The sequence below is a fragment of the Ammoniphilus resinae genome (assembly GCF_017873965.1).
GTDB lineage: Bacteria > Bacillota > Bacilli > Aneurinibacillales > RAOX-1 > Ammoniphilus_A > Ammoniphilus_A resinae.
In genome coordinates, this window is sequence record NZ_JAGGKT010000002.1 from 487,855 (window position 1) to 504,041 (window position 16,187).

Below are 16,187 nucleotides of genomic sequence, written 5' to 3' on the forward strand. Positions count from 1 at the left end.
AATTTGTGATATATATTTCGAGTAATATGTACAAAAAAAGGGACGAGCGTGAACTCATATTTTACGCCCGAGCCCTATTCTATCCAAGCCTGAATTACATAACTCCTCGTAACACGATACTCTTGATCTGTGTGAATTCCTCCAAAGTGTACAGGATTCCTTCGCGCCCTATACCACTCTTTTTATAGCCGCCGAATGCACAGCAGATCGGTCGATAAACCGTGCCTCCATTGATTGAGACAACACCTGCCTGAATTTTATTGCCTGCGTCCATCGCCTTAGTAATGTCTCTTGTAAAAATCGATGAATTTAAACCAAAATTGGACTGATTGACAATTTCGATCGCTTCTTCTTGAGTTTCAAAAGGCATCAGTGCAAACACCGGTCCAAACATTTCCATATCCTTCGCAATATCCATATCTTTTGTCACTTCGAGAACCGTTGGCTCGATAAAAGCCTCGTTCACTCGTCTACCTCCAAGGATTAACTTTGCCCCTTGCCCAATCGTATGCTGAATTTGCTCTTCGACTTTGATCGCCGCCCCTTCATTGATCAACGGCCCGACATCTGTCCCTTGTTCTAGCTGGTTGCCTATTCGCTTAGTAGAAAGGATATCGACTAGCTTAGCTTTAAAATCTTCATAGATTGATTTTTCTACTAGAATACGCTTGTTAGAACAACAAACTTGACCTGAGGCAAGTAGCCGTCCTGCGATGGCGAAGTCGACCGCTGCATCCAGATCCCCATCCTCACAAACGATCGTCGCATCATTAGCCCCTAATTCAAGGAATACCCTAGAAAGGTTTTTCGCTCCATTTTGCGCAATCATTGTACCTACTTCTGTACTTCCTGTGAAACTCACCGCTTGGATGGATGGGCTTTTTGCCAGATAGTCACCCACCTCTTCCCCATAACCTGTAACCACTTGCAGCACATTTTTCGGTACCCCTGCTTCATGTAAAAGTTCTACCATACGAATAACGGTAAGCGGGTCATCTTCTGGTGGCTTAACGATAAAGGCATTTCCCGATGCCAATGCTGCTCCCGCCTTAAAAGAAAATAACTCAGCTGGAAAGTTAAAAGGGATGATCCCCACCACTACTCCAAGAGGTTCCCTCTTCGTGATCATTAAATCCTTTTCCAAACCAGGTTGGATTTCTAAAGGGATCGTTTGGCCGAAAAGACGCTTCGATTCTGCAGCAAATCCATCAAAAATAGCCGCGGCTGTTTCAATTTCCCCTTCTGCTTGGACTAAAAGTTTCCCGTTCTCGGTACTTAAGAGACGGGCCAATTCACCCTTATTATCCCTTAACATTTGACTGAACCGATTTAAAATCTCCACACGTTGGTATACGGGTGTTTGCGACCAAATTTTTGCTCCCAATTGGGCAGCTTCGATTGCCTCCTGTGCATCTTCTACCGTAGCTGCTGGAACTGTATCAATCAGTTCTTGTGTAGCCATGTTCCTGACTTCAATGACTTTGCCGTTTGCCGAATCTCTTTTTTCCCCATTAATGATCATCTGCATGTGAAACTCCTCCTTAAAGGTAATTATGGAATGGATTAATCAGCAAATTCATATGTGACGGATCCGGTAATCCCCGTTTTCACCCGAAACAGCCCGCCCGCTGATGGTTGTTCTTTCAAGGAGGCTTCGTCTAGCCCGCGGCTTGCTGTTGTAATATACAATTCATCCAGCTTTTCCCCTCCAAATACACAGGAAGTGACCTGCCCGACTGGAAGTTTGATAGAGCCAATCCGCTCTCCTGTATCTGGATTCCAGCGGGATACTTGATAGCCGCCCCACTGCGCAACCCACAACATTCCTTCAGAATCAATCGTCATCCCATCAGGAATTCCCTCCCCATCAGGAATCGTCACGGCAATACGCTTATTAGAAAGTGCACCCGTCTCCAAATCGAAATCAAAAGCAACGACCTGTTTCGTTGGCGAATCAATAAAATACATCGTCTGATTATCCTTTTCCCAGGCAATTCCATTCGAAATAGCAACCCCATCTAATACCTTGGTAACAGACAGATCCCTATCCAGGCGATACAAAGAACCTGTAATATTTACCTCTGCATCCTCCATCGTCCCCGCCCAGAACCTTCCAGCCGCATCACATTTCCCGTCATTAAAACGATTGCCTGGAAAATCAGCTTCTGGATCAACAATAGCCGTTAATTCCTTTTTTTCGAGATTTAATGCATAAAATCCGTTTCTCGTTGCTAACATAAGACCGCCAGATTTACATGGAACGACCGCACCAGCCTCAATTCCCACATCAATCGCCTCGTCTTTGCCCGTTTTCGGATCAAAAATATGGACTTTTTGCTCGACAATATCAACCCAATACAATACTTGTTTTTTCGCGTCCCAACTGGGGCCTTCCCCTAACGTGGCTTTTGCATCAAAAATTAATTCCAGTTCCATTTGTTTCTCCTCCTTCTACTCTATTAAACTTTATTACTTAGCAAGATCTTGATTACTGATGGGTCTCTTTGCTCCATAATTTCAAAGGCCTTCTCAATCTCATAGAAGGAAAGACGATGGGTTATTAATTCTTTTGCTTTCACCTTGCCCGATTCATATAGTTTAATCACCGCTTCCCAAACCCCAGGGCTGCCAAGGGAACCATGTATCTCCATATCATAGGTAACCAACTTATCGACATTGATGTGTGCATGTTTTCCCCCACACAATCCCATTAAACAAACACGTGCACCCGGTACGGCATATGAAAAAACACTCTCCACAGCGGCTGGATTTCCCGTTGCTTCAACGATGGCCGTAAAAGATTCGATGGGTTCGTTATCTTTAAGGATGCCTAGGTTTATCATTTCGTCAGCACCTAATTGCTGCCCCATCTGAAGCCTATTTTCCCGCAAATCGAGCAAAGTTACCTTATGGGCCCCAAATGCTTTTGCCATTTGCACGGATAATAGACCGACCGGTCCTGCACCAATCACTAAAACGTGGTCATTTGGTGTTAATTTAAGTTTCTCCACCCCCCGATAAGCAACAGCAGAGGTTTCAATGAGTGCTGCCTCCTCAAAGGAAATCGATGGGTCAAACTTATGTAATGCGTGTGCAGGGTAAACCATATACTCAGCGCATGCCCCGTCCTTTCCCATGACACCATTTTCAACTCGATCAGGGCAAAGATTGTACCTTCCCTTAATGCAATAGTCACATCTTCCGCAGGCGATAGTCGTTTCCCCTACAACCCGGTCTCCAATAGTAAATCCTTTAACATCACTTCCTATTTGTACTACCTCACCAGCCCATTCATGCCCTGGAATAATAGGAAACGAAGCCTGGCCTGTTTTGAAATAAACCATAGAACCTTCATAAATTTCCAGATCCGTTGCGCAAACACCTACACAGTAGACTCGAATTAAGACCTCCTGTGCCCCAAATTTAGGGATGTTAACCTCCCCAACCTGGACTTTCCTTGGCCCTTCAATGAATGCAGCTTGCATCGTTTGAAGTGCTTGCATATCAATCACCTCATTTTCTGATTTATTCCTGATACGAAACGATTGTACTGTTTTGGTTCTTATCTGCCATCTCTACTAATCCCTGAACAATCACCGCATCGGAAATCGTTGATAAGGGCTGTTTACCATTCATGATGCATTCTTCTATAAAGTATTTCGATTCATAATAAAATAGTTCTTCATATTTCGGATAAGCTTTGCTTAGAGTCCCAATAGCCCTATTGTATTGAATGTCTCGCCAAGAATGTGTTGCGGATCCCTCTGTCCCCAGTATTTTTACCATATAAGTAAAAGGATTCGAGGAGTCATCATCACACGCAAAACTTGAGAACAACACAGCATGTGCACCGTTTTGCATTTCTAATGTAATAACCGCCTGGTCTTCACGATCGAGCTGTTCATAATGCAAATTAGATGTTAAACAGCTAAGTTTTTTTGGAATCCCTAGTAAAAATAAAGTGGTATATAAATGGTGTGTCATAATTTGGCGAATCACCCCAGGATAATGGGATGCTAGTTCCTCACTATGATAAATGTTAAATGTCATCCAGGCGCTGCAAATTTTCCCAAAGGCCCCTTCATTCAAATACTTTTTCATCTTAATTACTTCTGGGTGGTAAATATAATTATGAGCTGGGAAGCAAATTCGATTGGCCTCCTGCGCTACTCGCTCCATTTCTTTAATTTGTCCTACTGTCATTGCTACTGGTTTTTCAATCAGGACATGTTTCCCTGCCTGTAATGCCTTTATAACATGCTCGTAGTGGTGTTCAACAGGGGATAATACATAGACTATATCGATATCCTCTGACTGAAGAAGCGCGTCGATATCTAGATAAGCTTTCACATTCCATTCCTTGGATCTTCGCTGCACCAAATCCGAATTCACATCCACAATCCCACGAAGTTCAACTTGCGGTAATTCGGAAATTGCCAACTGATGAAGTTCTGAGATAGCCCCTACACCTATAAACCCTACACCATACATCTTGATTCCTCCCCCGTTATTTTTTCAAAGTTCCCATCACGTTGGTTGCAACGGCAATAATGAGAACAATACCTGTAGCGAGTTTTTGCCCGTCAGCCCCAACGCCGAGTAGGTTTAATCCATTAACTAGAACTCCCATCAGAAGAACACCTACTAATGTTCTTCGCATACTTCCTATTCCACCGAACAAAGAAGTTCCACCAAGAATTACTGCGGCAATGGGAGGAAGCTGTAAACCAACCCCTGCTGTCACTTGAGCACTGCCGATCCGACCTAGCATAAGCAAACCAGCAAACGCGCATAAAATACCGCATATCGTTAAAACCCAAATTTTATATTTATCGACGTTAATTCCAGACATCCTTGCTGCTTCTTCATTACCACCAATAGCGTAAATATTTCTGCCAAACACGGTCTTTCGAAGAACAAAATCACTTGCAACAAAAACAAGAATGAATATAACAACAATAACGGGGATTCCGAATACTTTACCTGCACCAAACCATTGCATACTGTCGGGAATTCCATATAACGGTTGGGCCCCCGAAAACCACAGCATAACCCCCTCTATGATAAACATCATGGAAAGCGTTGCCATAAAAGAAGGGATTTTTAGCTTAGCCGTGGCAAAACCAGACATGAATCCAAAAAGGGCACCTGTAAGCAATCCGCAGAGTATCGCTACCCAAACAGGTAAAGCAAACGGCATAAGATAACCACCCGTAGCAACGGCGCCCGCGATGATTCCACTTAAAGGCATAATGCTTGCAATACTTAAATCAATTTCAGCCATAATGATGACATAGGTAACCCCAATGGCCATAATTCCAATAATAGATACTTGCCGCAAGATATTGACAATATTATTTACCGATAAAAAATGGGGGGATAAAATACTAAAAAGGATGATGATAAAAACTAAACCGGTAATGGGGCCCGCGGTCGTATAATCTATTTTTTTTAATGCCCTGCGGAATGAACTTTCTTCCACCTGCAAATCATTCGATAGGGTCTTTGGGTCTGTTGAAAATTGCATATACTACCCAACCTCCTTCTGTACAGCAGATTCCTGGAATGTGCTTTTCATTATATTTTCCTTCGTAATTTGTGTACCCGAAAGCTCGGAAACTATTCTCCCTCGACTCATGACCAATACCCGATCAGACATCGCAATTAACTCTGGAAGTTCAGAGGAAATAAATAGGATCGCCAGACCTTGTTCCGCCAGATCGCTCATAATTTTGTAAATTTCCGATTTAGCCTTAACATCAATGCCGCGTGTTGGTTCATCCAAAATTAACACCTTACAATCTGTGCAAAGCCATTTTGCTATAACAACCTTTTGCTGATTTCCCCCGCTTAGGTTCTTTACTCGAGCGTCTTCTGAAGCCATTCGAATATTTAGTTTTGATACGTATGTTTGCGTCTTTTCCCTTTCAAGTTTTCTACTCAAAAATCCATTAACTAAAACGTCCTTGATGGTTGTCAAACTAATATTTTCCTTGACGCCTAGTAATCCAACAAATCCTTCCTTTTTCCGATCCTCCGTAACCATCCCAATCCCATGATGAATGGCATCAATCGGTTGCCGAATCTCGACTATCTCGCCGTTTAATTCTAATATTCCAGTATCCTTGGGGTCTGCCCCATATATTGCCCGCGCCAGCTCCGTTCGACCCGCCCCTTTCAAACCAGATATCCCTAGGATTTCGCCACGGCGTATTTGAAGATGTATATTTTCAAACTTTCCTTTACTACTGAAATTAGAAACCTCCATTATAGGTGGCCCTATCCTATTTTTCTTCGCGGGATATATTTCTCCGATTTCCCCTTGTTCAGTTCCTGTCATAAGAGAGATTAATTTTGTTTCCAAATCCGGATCATTTTTGTCCAAATTAATCGTATTGATTTGGTTTCCATCGCGAAGAATGGTGACACGATCCGAGGTTGCGTATATTTCGTCTAATTTATGAGTAATAAATATGATCCCTTTTCCTTGTTTCTTTAAGTTTTCCATCGTATAAAAAAGCCGCTTAACTTCATTTTCCGTTAATGCGGAGGTTGGTTCATCCAGCAAAATAATATCTGTATTCATTGAAAGCATTTTCGCAATTTCGATCATTTGACGGTCTGCAATACTCAGATTTGATACAATCTCCTTCGTTTTAACAGACATGTTTAGTTCCTGTAGAATTTTCGCACTATCTTGGTGAAGCTTTTTATAATGAACCATGCCCCATGTAGTTCTAGGAAGTCTTCCCAGATAAATATTTTCCGCTACATTTAATTCTGAAACCAAGCTGAGCTCCTGATGAACCATGCCAATTCCTAGCAATCTAGCTTCTTCCGTATTGGCAGGTTTCACCTTTTGGTTCTTGACATAGATATCGCCAATATAATCTGTATGTATTCCATCGATAATTTTAATCAGGGTACTTTTCCCAGCACCGTTCGCACCTAAGATGGCGTGAATTTCGCCTTTTTTTATCGTTAAATTAATATTCTCAAGGACAGTAATTCCATTAAATTGTTTTCCCAGGTTTTCGGTATACAGCAAATACTCGTTCGGGGAACTTTGCTTCATGTTAACCTCCTTCAGCTGTTCGGTCACGCACTACGCGAATAATCCTTCTTATGCTATTCAACTATCTTTAAAGTTCGTCTTGAAGTTAATCAGGAAGCTCTATCAAGATTGATTGATAGAGCTTCCTTCTTTATTATTTACCAGACTTTCTGCTGCGAAATCATGTCTTCGACGTTAGCCTTATCAATTAATTCAGTTGGTACCCATACATTTTCATCAACCTTTTCCCCGTTCAAATGTTTTATAGCAGCTTTCATTCCATCGCCAAGCATACTCGGTAATTGCAGGAAGGTTCCATAAATTTCTCCGGATTTAATCTTTTCAGCAGTTGAAATTTGTCCGTCCATCCCAACCATGATTAAATCCTTATTCCTTCCTGCTGTAGTAGCTGCTTGTAACGCTCCTTCGATCATCATATCGTTATGCGCAATAATTCCATGAAGCTCCGGATTTGCGGTAAGAATGTTTTCTGTTACAGTAGTTGCAAGGGTTGATTGGAATTCACCATTTAAACTTGCCACGAATTTAATTCTCGGGTCTTTCTCTAAAATATTATGAATTCCTTTTCCTCTTTCAATCGCTGCAGATGACCCCGGCGTTCCTAACAATTCGGCAATTTTATATTCTTTCACATCTGGATATTTTTCTTCTAATCCTCTAAGGAAAAGCTTTGCTGCATTTTCTCCCATCTCTTCATGATTCGTCCCTATATGTGCTACAATTTCAGCTTCTCCTGAAGTGATGCTCCGGTCGACAGTAAATACCGGAATTCCGTTTTCATTGGCATATCTTATCGCCGGTATAACCCCTTCAGTCGTGATAGGGATCACAACGATCGCATCAACTTTCTTTACGACCATATCCTCAATATCCTTGTTCTGTTTTGCTTGATTGTTTTCCCCATTGTAAAAAGGCGCCCCTACATCTAATTCCTTGGCCGCCTCTTCCCAAGCCTTTTGTGCTGCTACGAAAAAGGTAAATTCTAATGAAGGAACAGAGGTACCAATGACAAACTTCTTTTCTTCCTTCTTATCAGCAGCAGGCTGAGCAGGCTGGCTAGTATTATTATTCGGAGCCTGACTAGTTTCAGTGCTTCCCTGCTGAGGCGAGGAACCACATGCAGCTAAAAGAAAAACTAACATACTTACTATGAAAAGGCTTACATTTCTTCTGAACATCTTTCTCTCCCCTTTTTTCCATATTAAATATTACAAGGCTCTTTAAAACATCTTTCCCCCTCCCAAATTCTGAATATTTATTCTAATAGCATCTTAACAGTTTGTATCCAAAGTAACGCTAGAATGATTTGCCCTTTTTCTGTTTTAATTAGTCTAGTAATCTTAATTTTTTTGCTGTGTAATCTGTTTTTTTTTGACATAAAAATCCATAATCTACATAAAAAAGCAAAGTAAAATTAACATTTTACTTTGCTTGAGCAATCAGACCTTGTGCGACTCTTTCTGATTTTGGTAAAAATAACTGAATACATGTCCCCTTTAAGGGTTCACTTTCAATCCACATGACTTGCTCCATGCGGTAGAAGATTTGTAAGCGTCTAATAACGTTCCTAATACCTAATCCAGTTGTATCCGATTGCTTTGTTTCTTGATAGGTATTCCTCATAATTTGACAGACCGTATCTTCGTCCATACCAATTCCGTTGTCGACAATTTCAACCTGAATAAACTCTATTGATTCAAATATTCGGATGGAAATCATTGCACAAGATTCATAAGACTTGATAGCATGAACGAAAATATTTTCCACAAGAGGTTGTAACGTAAAACTTGGGATTCTGATATCTAAACAATTTTCATCAATATCCGTGAGAATTTGAATCTGGTCTTGAAACCTTGTCTTTTGGATTTGCAGATACTGATTAAGGGCATTCACTTCTTCCTTTAACGTGACATCACTTTCAATTTTCCTCAGGTTGTACCTAAGCAACCTGGAAAGTGCATGCATTAGTTCCTCTGTTTTTTCAGCTTTCTCAAAATAGGCCATTCGAGATATGATGTTTAATGTGTTAAATAGGAAATGCGGGTTAATCTGACTTTGTAAAGTCTTTAATTCCATTTCCTGCAGAAGGCGTTTATATTCTTCCTGACTTTTCACCTCCTGCAACAATTTTGTGATATTTTCTCCCATCACCTTATAGGCGTTCATTAGTAGTCCAATTTCATCTTTACGAACCGTCTGAAGATCGCTCACATCAAAATCACCTGAAGATATTTTCCTTGAACGGTCAACTAATTGCTTAATTGGTTGGGAAATACCACTGTAAATAAATATTGAGAAAAAGATGCTTAAAAGGATGGAAACTAAAAAAGTAGTTTTACCCATCGTTTCAATAAGTTTCCGGCTATTGGTAATCTTAACGATTTGTTCCCGATAGGAAGTAAGTTCAAAGCTGATGAGGTTTTGCGTATATTCCACAATGAAATGAGAAATCTTCGTAGCCTCGATATAATGTGGTGTGTATTCATTTACCTTTTGATTTTGATAAAAATACAGGGTTGCATTCACTTGCCGAATAAACTCAGCTAATAAATTTTTCAGATTCTCCACGCGGTAATGACTACGTGCAGATATATGAAATTCCGTATCTAATAGACGCCTACTTCTTTCAAGATCTTGCAGCTGCCTTAGTAATTCTTCCTCCTGAACCTTGTACCCCCGATCCAAATATTGGTTCAATGTATTTACAATTTTTTCTGCACTTATAGCTAAATCATTGACACGCATAAAGCTTTGGACAACTATTTCATAGTTTTTCAAATGTTGACCAACTGTGTAGTTAATAATGTAAATAAGTGTGTTGAATATAAAAGCTAACGCTAAAAAACACAGAAGCAATTTGCTATGAATCTTAATCAGATATCCCTCCTTCTTCGCTTTGCTTCTTTTTCAAATACTCTTTTAAGTTGGATCTTTCAACGATGTCTATTGCGGTGTGGTTAAGAGAAGGAATGGTTTCTCCATTTAATACAGACCTCATTAGATCAATCGCCCTATACCCAATAATAAAGGATCTTTGTGCAATGACTGCTGTAATTTTCCCTTGTTCAAGCAGCTCTAATGTTTCAGGCATATCATCGAATGCAATAATCGGAATCTTCCTCTCTGGAAAATATTGTCCTATGGCCTCCGCTATACCTGGTCCATCCAGTGCACTGACTCCAAACATGAGATTGATTTGTGGATATCGATTAAGCATTTCAAATGTCTGGTTCATCGCTTCTATTTTATTAATTTGCGAATTTACAATAGAAACTATTTTAATATCCGGCTGATTTATCAATGCATCTTTAAATCCTTGTATTCTTTGGGTCATATGGGCGCCATAAGCATTTCCTGAGATAATCCCAATATTAAGAGAACCTGAAAAATGTTGTTTCACATATAATCCTGCTTGAAAACCCGCTTCATAGTTGTATGTTCCGATAAAACCTATTCGCTTGCTTTCAGGCACATCCGTATCAATAGTAATTACAGGAATCCCCGCATCTATTGCCTTATTAATAACCGGGACAAACTCCTGATCAAGTCCTTGTGTAATAATCCCATCAACACCTGAAGCAACAGCACGTTCTATAATTCGAATATGTTCAGCAATACTTGCTTTATCCGGCCCTTGAACATCGATCCAAATATCATCGTCAGCAGCAGCCTTGGCCCCTCTCGTAACTACCTCCCAATAAGGATGCCCCGCCCGTTCAGTTATCAAAACCACTTGTTTTTTAGACAATGGCTTATCATTCTCGGTCAGTTCATTTCTTGCTTCAACAGCCAATTTCCAAGATTGATAATACGAGTTTCCCAACAGAACCATGCTAACCAACAAAAAAATTAAGATATTGATATAAATGAATTTTATAAAGTTCATTACCCCACTCCTACAAAGATCGATCTGTTGGATTCCTGCCCGTTATTTTTTTAAAAATTCTACTAAAATAATTCGGGTCATTAAAGCCCGTTCGATAGGAGACCTCCTTCACGCTTAAATCCGTTTGTTTTAATAGTTTTTGCGCCCTATTAACACGTAATTCTTGAATATATTCGGAGAAATTTTTATGGAAATTCTTCTTAAACCATTTACTAAAATAATAACTGGAAAAATTAGCAATATCTGCTACCTCATCTAATTTTAGATCCCTATGATAATTCGAATGTATATAGTTCACTACCTTTTCTTGTAAAGTATGGGAACCTTCAATTTCAGAATGCGCTTTCTCAAATGCATAATAAAATTGTTCTCTATTCCTTGCTGGCGCACTGATTACCCAAGCAATTTCTTCGTTATATTTTTCTTTGAATAACATCAGGTTTTCATTCAGATAATCTTTTAATTCTTCTCTTTGTGAATTGGATTGCTTATGGAAAAGAAGGAAAACATGATAATTTTGATAAACTTCATCCAAAACGAGTGAAAACGTCAAATCCCATAAATCCCTTAACTCGTTTAACCTTTTCTCAACCATCCGATCCTCATATTTTAATAGGACTATTATTGCTTCATCTTGGTCGACCTTAAATAGTTGAATAAGAATATCAAAATCATTCTGATCCAGTGATCTTCTAGCTACCCCCAAAACTAAATCCCTTTTTAAGTAGTAATCCGTTAAACCAACCCTTTCTTTATTATGTATCTTCTCATTTCGTAAGTTTTTTTGTTTTTGGACTTCCTTGATCATTTCATTTACAGAATCAATCACCTCACTACGGCTAGCTGGTTTAACCAAATATTTTTTCACCCCCAGTTCAATCGCTTTTTGTGCGTATTCAAAATACTCATGGGCAGAAATAATTGTCACCTGGACCTTTGGATACATTTCTTTCACTTCCTTGACCAAGTCCAAACCATTTATTCCGGGCATCCGGATGTCAATTAACATAATATCCGGTTTGTACTGATCTAGAAGCTTAAATAACTGTGATCCCCCAGTTGCAGTATAAATCTTTAAGTCAGGAAAACGCTCGTGAAGGATCTTTTCTAACGCCAATACTTCTATCGGTTCATCATCAACGATAAAACAAGTTTCGGTCATTGGGATCCTCCTTTGAAATAGCTTTACTCTCATAATTCACATTTAATTTTACCTTCATTTCTATTATTTTCAAGTTTCAGAATTAATTAACTAAAAGTGCGTTCTAAATGACATAATAGCCTTACAACTAGGAAAGAAAAAACAGGTCTACCTACTATTAATTTAACTATTTTATTGAAGGACGATAAAAAATAAAGGACAGAGCTTAAACACTCTGTCCTTGTTCATTGCATTCTCCTGCGAACTTATAAGTTATTGTACCAGTTATCCCAGTTTTTACTCGGAACAAGCCGCCTGCATGCGGTTGTTCTTTCAACTGAGCCTCGTCAAGGCCGCGATTTGCAGTCGTAATATACAATTCATCCAATTTCTCCCCACCAAATACACAGGACGTTACCTGTCCAACAGGGAGGCGGACTGAACCAATTCTTTCGCCAGTTATAGGATTCCAGCGGGAAACTTGGTATCCACCAAAATGTGCAACCCACAGCATTCCTTCCGAATCAATGGTCATTCCATCAGGGATTCCCTCACCGTCAGGAATTGTTACAACTGTACGCTTATTATCCAGCTCCCCGGTTTCTAAATCGAAATCAAAAGCAACGACTTGTTTCGTTGGCGAATCAATAAAATACATCGTTTGATTATCCTTCTCCCAAGCCATTCCATTCGAAATGGCAACCCCATCTAATACCTTTGTAACGGAAAAATCGGAATCAAGTCGGTACAAAGAACCTGTAACGTTTTCCTCCGCATCCTCCATCGTCCCCGCCCAGAACCTTCCAGCCGCATCACATTTTCCATCATTAAAACGATTGCCTGGAAGATCGGCTTCTGGATCAACGATTGCTGTCAACTCTTTCGTTACTAAGTCTAGTGCATAGAATCCATTTCTCAAAGCCAAAATTAAACCGCCTGATTTACGGGGAACTACTGCTCCAACTTGTTGACCTACGTCAATACTTTCATCTTTTCCTGTTTTCGGATCAAAAATATGTACCTTCTGTTCAATAACATCCACCCAATATAAGACTCTCTTTTTGGCATCCCAGCAAGGACCTTCCCCTAAAGTTGCTTTAGCATCCAAGATTAACTCGAGTTTTTCCATTCTACATCCCTATCCCTTCTATAGGTTAATCGAAAACGGTTCCGGACGGCTGCAGTAGCTTCCAATTTCGACATGTATCCCTTTACTTGAAGCGTCTAAAAAAGAATGCATGACATCAAGAACATGGTAAGCGAGCTCCCCATTGGCTCGGTGTGAGCGGCCCTCTCGAATGGCGTTCGCCATATCGGAAGCGCCTATTCCTCGACTGTTTTCGGTCATTCCAAACACTAAAGGGATTTCAGACCACTCTGTTTCTCCTTGACGCTTTATAAAAATAGGTCCCCCGAAGGTATTTGGATCTGGAACGATCAAAGTCCCTGCTGTTCCATAAATTTCAATCCGGGGAAGTTGTGTTCCCCACACATCAAAACTTGTAATGATCGATCCAATGGCTCCATTATCAAATTCCATTATCCCTGCTATATGAGTTGGTATGTGAACAGGTACTTTTTCACCCTTTCTTGGTCCACTCATAATTGTTCTTTCTGGAAATGACGCTTTCGCTGAACTTGTTACGCGACGAATAGGTCCTATTAAATTGATCAAAGCAGTCAAGTAATACGGACCCATATCAAACATAGGCCCCCCTCCTTCTTCATAGAAGAAGTCTGGATTAGGATGGAATATTTCCGGTCCTCTCTTCAACAAAAACGCGTTAGCTGCAATAGGTTCCCCAATCCACCCTTCATCGATTACTTTCCTGCATGTTTGAATCCCCCCTCCAAGGAAGGTATCAGGTGCTGAACCGATGTATAATCCATTGCTTTTTGCCATGTGTAAAACCTTTTGTCCCTCATCACGAGTAACTGCCAATGGCTTTTCAACGAAAACATGCTTACCCGCCTCAAGAGCTTGCAAACTTATAGGTGCATGAGCCCGTGGTATGGTTAGGTTAATTACCATTTCGATTTCAGGATTTGCTATCAGTTCTTCTGGACTGCAAGCCAAGGGAATATTAAAATCCATAGCCCGAGCCTTGGCACGTTCCAGATCAATATCTGCCAGAGCAATGACTTTCATGTTTTTAAAAGTTTCGGTTATATTTTTTAAATAGATGCCACTAATCATCCCACAGCCGATAATCCCTACTTTTACATTATTCATACTCATTCCCCCATTCCTTACTTATCCCAATCAATACCTTATTCTTTCACAGCACCTCCAGCCAATCCTTTGACAACTTTTTCTTGAGAAATAAAATAGACAAGAAGAACTGGAAGACTTGCGAGAGTAAGTGCAGCCATTAGTCCTGGAACATTTACGGAAAATTCACCATAGAAGTTTTGTAGGCCAAGAGGTAGTGTCATTTTTTCGGGACTAGTTATTAATACAAGCGCGAAGATAAATTCCGTCCAAAGGTGGATTAAATTGTAAATAAATACTGTTGAAAGGGCAGGGCCCATCATAGGTAGTATGACACGCCAAAATACGCCAAAATGGGTACAACCATCGATTTTAGCCGCATCCTCAAGCGCTTGAGGAATTTCTTGCATGAATTGGGTCAGGATAAAAATTGAAATCGGTATACTAAATGCTATATAAGGTCCAATTAAGGCAAGCATTGTATCATAAATTTCCATTTTTTGAGTAAGCATAAAGGTTGGAATTAAGGTAGAGTGTATCGGAAGCATCATACCCGCAATAAATATCAAAAACAAAGTTCGATTAAGACGAAACCGCATTCTGCTTAATGGATAACTAGCTAATGCTGATATAAACACTACCGTTACTACGGAAATGACACTAACTAAAATACTGTTTACGAAATATTGAGTTAATCCCATCTCAAGCACTGAAAAATAGTTATCGAAGCTAATGGAAGTAATAATAGAAAATGGAGCTTTAAAAAATTCTTCCTGTGTCTTTAGTGATGTAGCAACCATATATAAAAACGGATAGCCTGTAAATACAAGAAGAAATAATGCTAAGACGTACAGAGGGAATTTTTTTGCTAAAAAAATCATAGGTAACCACCTTTCTTCCTCCTCTGGGTTTCCATAACCTGGATAATAGCCACGACGATAAAAGCAATAAAAAACATCATAAAGGCAATTGTACTTGCGTATCCCATGTCAAATATTTGGAACGCTTGCTTAAACATATAGGTCCCCATCAATTCCGTAGCGTTATTCGGCCCACCGCCAGTCATGATGTAGAACAAGTCAAATGTCTTAAGAGAACCAACAATTGCTAGAATGGATGAGGAGACAATCGTTGGCATCAAAAGTGGGAATGTAATATGAGTAAATTGCTTCCATTTGTTAGCTCCATCAATCTGTGCAGCCTCATAAAGTTCCTCTGGAATTCCAACAATACCAGCTTTAAATAGAATCATATAAAACGGAGCGAATTGCCAGACAATGACAAGAAGCACAGACCACATGGCTGTTGATTCTTCACTTAACCAAGCTACTTGCCACTTTTCAACTCCTAACATTCGAAGTAATTGATTCATCGTTCCATTAATGGGATCGAACATAAATACCCACAATAAACCAATCGCCACAGTTGACATGAGGAAAGGCATAAAATAGATTGTATTAAAAAGTTTGATCCCTCTTATCGGTGCAAATAACATTAATGCCATCACTAGCCCCAGCGGAATCTGAACAAAGACTGAAATAAAAACGACTAGAAAATTATTTTTTAACGCAGTCCAGAAGATCTGATCATTAAAAAGTTCCACATAGTTAGCAAACCCAATAAATGTCTTTTCGGATTGCATTGAATTCCATTCATGAAGACTATAGTTAAAAGTAGCAAAGATTGGATAAATGACATAAATCGCATAGATAATAAAAGCTGGAGCAACAAATAGGCTGATGGTTAATAGCTTATTCCATTGATTTCTCTTTACTTTGACAGATGTGCCGACCTTTACTTGTGGCTTTGCATCTATTTGCAACTCTTTCTGCACATGCTCTCCTCCTTTTCTTGGCTGTTGATAGAAAGTAAG

Annotated in this window: 14 protein-coding genes; all 14 read right to left on the minus strand. The window is 39.8% G+C overall.

Annotation, left to right across the window (positions count from 1 at the left end; genetic code table 11):
- Positions 1–94: 94 nt before the first annotated feature.
- The 14 genes from J2Z37_RS06465 to J2Z37_RS06530 all read right to left on the minus strand — a co-directional run bounded on the left by J2Z37_RS06465 (position 95) and on the right by J2Z37_RS06530 (position 16,148).
- Positions 95–1,528, minus strand: coding sequence for an aldehyde dehydrogenase family protein (locus tag J2Z37_RS06465; protein WP_209809396.1), 1,434 nt, complete (start codon positions 1,526–1,528; stop codon positions 95–97).
- A 35-nt stretch (positions 1,529–1,563) separates the two neighbouring features.
- A complete protein-coding gene (locus J2Z37_RS06470) occupies positions 1,564–2,436 on the minus strand; it encodes an SMP-30/gluconolactonase/LRE family protein (RefSeq protein ID WP_209809397.1) in 873 nt (290 codons plus the stop codon).
- 23 nt (positions 2,437–2,459) lie between these two features.
- Positions 2,460–3,503 (minus strand): zinc-dependent alcohol dehydrogenase, encoded by a 1,044-nt coding sequence (locus tag J2Z37_RS06475; protein ID WP_209809398.1) that lies wholly within the window; start codon positions 3,501–3,503, stop codon positions 2,460–2,462.
- 22 nt (positions 3,504–3,525) lie between these two features.
- Positions 3,526–4,491, minus strand: a complete 966-nt coding sequence (locus tag J2Z37_RS06480) for a Gfo/Idh/MocA family protein (RefSeq protein ID WP_209809399.1) — start codon at positions 4,489–4,491, stop codon at positions 3,526–3,528.
- Between the two features lie 16 nt (positions 4,492–4,507).
- Complete coding sequence (locus J2Z37_RS06485) at positions 4,508–5,527, minus strand: ABC transporter permease (RefSeq protein ID WP_209809400.1); 1,020 nt, start codon at positions 5,525–5,527, stop codon at positions 4,508–4,510.
- A gap of 3 nt (positions 5,528–5,530) precedes the next feature.
- Positions 5,531–7,075, minus strand: a complete 1,545-nt coding sequence (locus J2Z37_RS06490; protein WP_209809401.1) for a sugar ABC transporter ATP-binding protein — start codon at positions 7,073–7,075, stop codon at positions 5,531–5,533.
- Between the two features lie 137 nt (positions 7,076–7,212).
- Positions 7,213–8,253: a substrate-binding domain-containing protein gene (locus J2Z37_RS06495; protein ID WP_209809402.1), complete on the minus strand. Its 1,041-nt coding sequence runs from the start codon at positions 8,251–8,253 to the stop codon at positions 7,213–7,215.
- 244 nt (positions 8,254–8,497) lie between these two features.
- Positions 8,498–9,853, minus strand: coding sequence for a sensor histidine kinase (locus J2Z37_RS06500; protein ID WP_209809403.1), 1,356 nt, complete (start codon positions 9,851–9,853; stop codon positions 8,498–8,500).
- Positions 9,854–9,944: 91 nt separating this feature from the next.
- Positions 9,945–10,961: a substrate-binding domain-containing protein gene (locus tag J2Z37_RS06505; protein WP_209809404.1), complete on the minus strand. Its 1,017-nt coding sequence runs from the start codon at positions 10,959–10,961 to the stop codon at positions 9,945–9,947.
- A gap of 10 nt (positions 10,962–10,971) precedes the next feature.
- Entirely contained in the window at positions 10,972–12,123 is a 1,152-nt protein-coding gene (locus J2Z37_RS06510; protein WP_209809405.1) for a response regulator transcription factor, read from the minus strand.
- A 205-nt stretch (positions 12,124–12,328) separates the two neighbouring features.
- Positions 12,329–13,231, minus strand: a complete 903-nt coding sequence (locus J2Z37_RS06515; RefSeq protein WP_209809406.1) for an SMP-30/gluconolactonase/LRE family protein — start codon at positions 13,229–13,231, stop codon at positions 12,329–12,331.
- Positions 13,232–13,249: 18 nt separating this feature from the next.
- Positions 13,250–14,335 (minus strand): Gfo/Idh/MocA family protein, encoded by a 1,086-nt coding sequence (locus J2Z37_RS06520; protein WP_209809407.1) that lies wholly within the window; start codon positions 14,333–14,335, stop codon positions 13,250–13,252.
- Positions 14,336–14,373: 38 nt separating this feature from the next.
- Entirely contained in the window at positions 14,374–15,195 is an 822-nt protein-coding gene (locus J2Z37_RS06525; protein WP_209809408.1) for a carbohydrate ABC transporter permease, read from the minus strand.
- Complete coding sequence (locus J2Z37_RS06530; RefSeq protein ID WP_342453791.1) at positions 15,192–16,148, minus strand: carbohydrate ABC transporter permease; 957 nt, start codon at positions 16,146–16,148, stop codon at positions 15,192–15,194. The genes J2Z37_RS06525 and J2Z37_RS06530 overlap by 4 nt, the downstream gene beginning before the upstream one ends.
- Positions 16,149–16,187: the final 39 nt, after the last annotated feature.

Excerpts from the sequence above, each read along its gene's own strand:
- J2Z37_RS06465 (WP_209809396.1), bottom strand. The coding sequence starts at position 1,528 with ATGCAGATGATCATTAATGGGGAAAAAAGAGATTCGGCAAACGGCAAA.
- J2Z37_RS06470 (WP_209809397.1), bottom strand. The coding sequence starts at position 2,436 with ATGGAACTGGAATTAATTTTTGATGCAAAAGCCACGTTAGGGGAAGGC.
- J2Z37_RS06475 (WP_209809398.1), bottom strand. The coding sequence starts at position 3,503 with ATGCAAGCACTTCAAACGATGCAAGCTGCATTCATTGAAGGGCCAAGG.
- J2Z37_RS06480 (WP_209809399.1), bottom strand. The coding sequence starts at position 4,491 with ATGTATGGTGTAGGGTTTATAGGTGTAGGGGCTATCTCAGAACTTCAT.
- J2Z37_RS06485 (WP_209809400.1), bottom strand. The coding sequence starts at position 5,527 with ATGCAATTTTCAACAGACCCAAAGACCCTATCGAATGATTTGCAGGTG.
- J2Z37_RS06490 (WP_209809401.1), bottom strand. The coding sequence starts at position 7,075 with ATGAAGCAAAGTTCCCCGAACGAGTATTTGCTGTATACCGAAAACCTG.
- J2Z37_RS06495 (WP_209809402.1), bottom strand. The coding sequence starts at position 8,253 with ATGTTCAGAAGAAATGTAAGCCTTTTCATAGTAAGTATGTTAGTTTTT.
- J2Z37_RS06505 (WP_209809404.1), bottom strand. The coding sequence starts at position 10,961 with ATGAACTTTATAAAATTCATTTATATCAATATCTTAATTTTTTTGTTG.
- J2Z37_RS06510 (WP_209809405.1), bottom strand. The coding sequence starts at position 12,123 with ATGACCGAAACTTGTTTTATCGTTGATGATGAACCGATAGAAGTATTG.
- J2Z37_RS06515 (WP_209809406.1), bottom strand. The coding sequence starts at position 13,231 with ATGGAAAAACTCGAGTTAATCTTGGATGCTAAAGCAACTTTAGGGGAA.
- J2Z37_RS06520 (WP_209809407.1), bottom strand. The coding sequence starts at position 14,335 with ATGAATAATGTAAAAGTAGGGATTATCGGCTGTGGGATGATTAGTGGC.
- J2Z37_RS06525 (WP_209809408.1), bottom strand. The coding sequence starts at position 15,195 with ATGATTTTTTTAGCAAAAAAATTCCCTCTGTACGTCTTAGCATTATTT.